The sequence below is a fragment of the Streptococcus mitis genome, from assembly GCF_946188375.1.
GTDB classification, from domain to species: domain Bacteria; phylum Bacillota; class Bacilli; order Lactobacillales; family Streptococcaceae; genus Streptococcus; species Streptococcus mitis_CX.
On the sequence record NZ_CAMHUS010000021.1, the window covers coordinates 1 to 1,662 of the forward strand.

A 1,662-nucleotide genomic window follows, 5' to 3' on the forward strand; every position below is an offset into this window, starting at 1 on the left:
GAAAACGTGTAAACAGTGGCATATACTCAATAGAATTGCTTGTTTTTTCGATATATCTTAGCTGGCTTATATTATTAGCAAGACTATCCATTGTATCATAGAATCGTTTGTTATGTTGGATAGAATAGTCCGCTAATTCAGCTAGCTGATTTTTATTGAAAACAAGGTCAGAAGTCCCTTTATCCCTCGCTTTTGCAATGATCGCAAAGAAGAAATTCATCTCCTCCGCAGTCCATTTTCTCATAATGACGGTGTTTAAGTCGTTATGGTGTTTTACTACTTCGTTGGCCATATAAAAACCTCTTTTAGTTTATGTTTTTATTATACTCTATTTTTATTATAAAAACAAGTTTTAAATTATGTTTTTATATACCGACATTTTGTTATCGAAGAACCGACATTTTGTTATCGAAGAACCGACATTTTGTTATCGAAGAACCGACATTTTGTTATTGATAAAGTCTGAAACTCCTTGGCGCTCTAAGGCTCGTGGATGGGCTAAATATATATTAAACATTAATTAAATATATAATAAAAAGAGAGACTCACTTCGTTCGCTCTCCTCTCCCCCATTTATAAATCAATTTATTTATTAGATTTAAAATTAATACCCTCTGGGTTGGAATCAGTCGAAACTGTACCCGATATAAAAAGCTGATATTTAATACCAGCCTTTTATTTTTATCTAAACCTTTAACTAATAATCTACAGTTTTTTTTGGAGAGAGTTTTTTACTTTTTTTTCTTTTTAAAAATTGCATAATCGCAACCCCTAAAACAACAGATATCGCGGGAAATATTTTAACCACAAAGTAGTAGAATGCGCTTTCAAAAAAAGACATCATTGTTCTCTAACATCTATAACTCTAGGGTAACTCTTTGACCCTGAATATTCAGTAGGTGGTTCATATACTTGTTTCATTCTAACAATTACTCCCCGCTCAGCACCCAAATACGCACTTCCTCCTGCTCCTGCTACTGTACCTATCATTGCTGCCCAACCGGCACTCAGTCCCGGAATTGCTCCTAATAAAGCACCTGCACCTGCACCTCCTAATCCTATCAGTATACTCCAAGTGACATTATTGATATATACATCCATCAAGCCATCCCCTAAATGAACTACTTTATTTTCTCCTTTAATTCCAAACCTTTCAGTAAATGCGGAAAAAACAATGTTATACTGTTCTTTAGTGAACAAACCTTGGTTATACAAATCTTCGGCCGCCTTAAGAACATCAGCATTAGAAAATGTAACTTCGCCAGCCATTTCATCAGTCGCAGCCAATTTCATGTATCCTACATCAGGTTCATGACTCTGATTAGTCAACGCAAAAACAGGGGCAACATTACCCGATAGTAATAATGCGACACTAGAGACAACAATTATCTTCTTAACGTTCGCTTTCATAAGACGACCTCCTTAAATTAAAATATTTTTTATTTTTTCACCCTCAATTTACTACTTTTCAACAAAAAAAACAAGTCTGTTTTTTAATAAAATTTTATGGTATAATATAATAATAGTGCGAAAAAAGGAGCGGTTAAAATAAACCGCTCCTTTTCTACTACCAATTAAATTTTATAACATCTTTACATTTATCTCTCAATAGTTCAAAATCATTTTCATCAAGCTGATAAATTTTGGTATATTCTTTTTTGA

At 33.3% G+C, this 1,662-nt stretch carries 2 protein-coding genes; both read right to left on the bottom strand.

Going from position 1 to position 1,662, the window contains the following annotated elements; all coding sequences use genetic code 11:
• Window positions 1-292 (bottom strand): replication initiation protein (locus N8M16_RS10010; RefSeq protein WP_261070143.1); only part of this gene is annotated, 292 nt, incomplete at its 3' end.
• A 548-nt stretch (window positions 293-840) separates the two neighbouring features.
• On the bottom strand, window positions 841-1,410 hold the full coding sequence (locus tag N8M16_RS10015; RefSeq protein ID WP_153197743.1) for a hypothetical protein: 570 nt from the start codon (window positions 1,408-1,410) through the stop codon (window positions 841-843).
• Window positions 1,411-1,662 lie beyond the last annotated feature (252 nt).